The organism is Frankia sp. AiPs1, from assembly GCF_023716945.1.
Lineage (GTDB): Bacteria > Actinomycetota > Actinomycetes > Frankiales > Frankiaceae > Frankia.
Genome location: NZ_JAMQQF010000767.1, coordinates 1 through 2,231, shown reverse-complemented (window position 1 = coordinate 2,231; position 2,231 = coordinate 1). Strand labels below are relative to the sequence as shown.

The window sequence follows — 2,231 nt, the reverse complement described above, 5'->3', positions numbered from 1 at the left end:
ACTCCGGCCGGCTCGGGAACGCGTTCGGCGCCGTCATCGTCCACGCCGCCCACGCCCTTCACGCCGCCCGCGTCGCCCACGCCCTTCACGCCGCCCGCGTCGCCCACGCCATCCACGCCGCCCGCGCCATCCACGCCGCCCAGGTCATCTTCGCCGCTCAGGTCATCCGCGCCGGCGGCGCCGACGATCCGGGTGAACGGCGGCCGGTGCAGCCGGGGCTTCGCCGCCGTCGGCTCCGTGAAGTCCGCCCGGTGGATGCGGCAGAACGCGGTCTGCGCCCCGGGCCCGATCCGGCACACCCCGATGTCCGCCGCCGCCGACAGGTAGGCCAGCGCCTCGGCGCGTTCGAGCCCGACCCGGCTCTGCAGGAACAGCACCGCCGAACGGGTCGCGCGGCGGATCGCCTCGGTCAGGTCGGCATCGAGGCCCACGGTGACCCACACGTTGTCGGTCTCGACGAACGGCTCGCGCAGTGCCCCCAGGGCCGCGCGGGCCGCCGCCTCCCGCAGCGACGTCAGGCGCAGCGTCGCGCGCAGCGGGCCCTCCAGGGCCGTCGCGCCGATCTTCCCATCGCCGACGGCGTAGTGCGGGTCACCGGCGGCGAACAGCGCCCCGGCGACCTGGACCGGCAGGTAGAGCCGGGCGCCGGTGCCGAGCTCACGGCAGTCCAGGGCGCCGCCGTGCAGGCCGACCGAGGTGGAGGGAATGACCTCGGTGGTACTGTCCACCGCGACCGCCATGACGCCCAGGAACGGGGCCAGCGGGAAGCGGGCCCGTCCGCCGCTCGTGCTGGTCAGCGAGCCGTAGAGGCGACCGCGGCGGCGTTCGACGGCGCAGAAGGTGGTGACGGTGCGAAAGCGCTGCCAGTGCCGCGCGTCGGCGTCCGACTCGGGCGGGTCGCCCTCCGGAAACTCCCCGGCCAGCAGGCCGACGCCGTGGCGGGAGGAGACGATTCCGTACCGGGCCCGCGGGTGCAGCGACAGCACGTCGACGCGCAGCACGTCACCGGGCTGGGCGCCGCGGACGAGCACCGGGCCGGTCACGATGTGCGGGGCGTCCACGCCGAACCGGTGCGGCAGGCCGGAGGCGGCGATGGCCCGGGCGTCGGCGAGGACCTCCGAGGGCGGCACGCCGAGGTCGGCGAGGAACGCGTCGGGGTCACGACCCTGGTCGCCGAGGATTCCCTCCTGGCTGACCGTGTCGAAGGTGACCGCGGCGCCGGAGTCGACGCTGAGCACGGGCCTGGTCAGTGCGTTGGGCAGCTCGCCCCATGTCACGGTCTCGGGGGTGGAGGGCAGGTAGTGCTTTCCCTCGATCTTGCCCCGACCTGGCTGCAGCGCCACAGGCGGGCCTACCAGGCCCGGTGCCGGCCGGGGGGGCTCTCGTCGTGACGAGCCGCGTGGACGCGCGAGCGACCGGCCCCCGGGGTCCCGGTGGGCCGGTCGCGACCTGCAGAAGGACAGGACTGGTCATGCACGCGCGTCAGATTTTCAGTGGGATATGACGAAAAGGTGACGCGAATGTTGCGATCAGTGTCATTCCGCCGGGAGAGGGGTGCTGGGCTGGTGGGTGGGGGGTCCGTTGGCCTGCGGAGGCGGTCGGACGGGCGGCACCGGCGCTTCGGTGCCACCGCTCGCGGCGCCGCAGCGCCGTGACCGCGACGCTGCGGGATCTCGGCGAGTTCGAGCTGATCCGCGCGATCACCGCCCGTTTCGCCCGGGGCCGGGACGTCCTCGTCGGCCCGGGCGACGACGCCGCGGTGCTGGCCGCGCCGGACGCCCGGGTGGTCGTGACCACCGACCTGCTGCTGGAGGGTCGCCACTTTCGGCGGGACTGGTCGTCGGGCGTCGATGTCGGGCACAAGGCCGCGGCGCAGAACCTCGCGGACGTGGCGGCGATGGGCGCCCGACCGACCGGGCTGTTCGTCGGCTTCGCCGCGCCCGGTGACCTCACCGTCGACTGGGCCCTGGCGCTGGCCGACGGGCTCGCCGCCGAGTGCGCCCGGGCCGGGGCCAGCGTCGCCGGCGGCGACATCAGCTCCGCCGACTCCATCATGCTGGGGGTCACCGCGCTGGGCGATCTCGAGGGCCGGGCACCGGTGCTGCGCTCGGGGGCCCGGCCAGGCGACGTGGTCGTACTCGCCGGCTCCGTCGGCCGCGCATGTCTCTTATAAACAACTCCGAGCCCACGTGACAGGGACTGATATCGGGTATGCCCTCTTCTGCTTGTAA

1 protein-coding gene and 1 pseudogene are annotated in these 2,231 nt (G+C 74.4%); one reads left to right on the top strand and one right to left on the bottom strand.

Annotated features, from left to right (window positions below; translation table 11 throughout):
* A partial coding sequence (locus ND748_RS30440; RefSeq protein ID WP_251749712.1) for an acetamidase/formamidase family protein occupies positions 1-1,343 on the bottom strand: 1,343 nt, incomplete at its 3' end.
* Between the two features lie 308 nt (positions 1,344-1,651).
* Between ND748_RS30440 and ND748_RS30435 the strand changes: the two are divergent.
* Positions 1,652-2,161, top strand: a pseudogene (locus ND748_RS30435) (AIR synthase related protein); the annotation flags it as partial.
* Positions 2,162-2,231 lie beyond the last annotated feature (70 nt).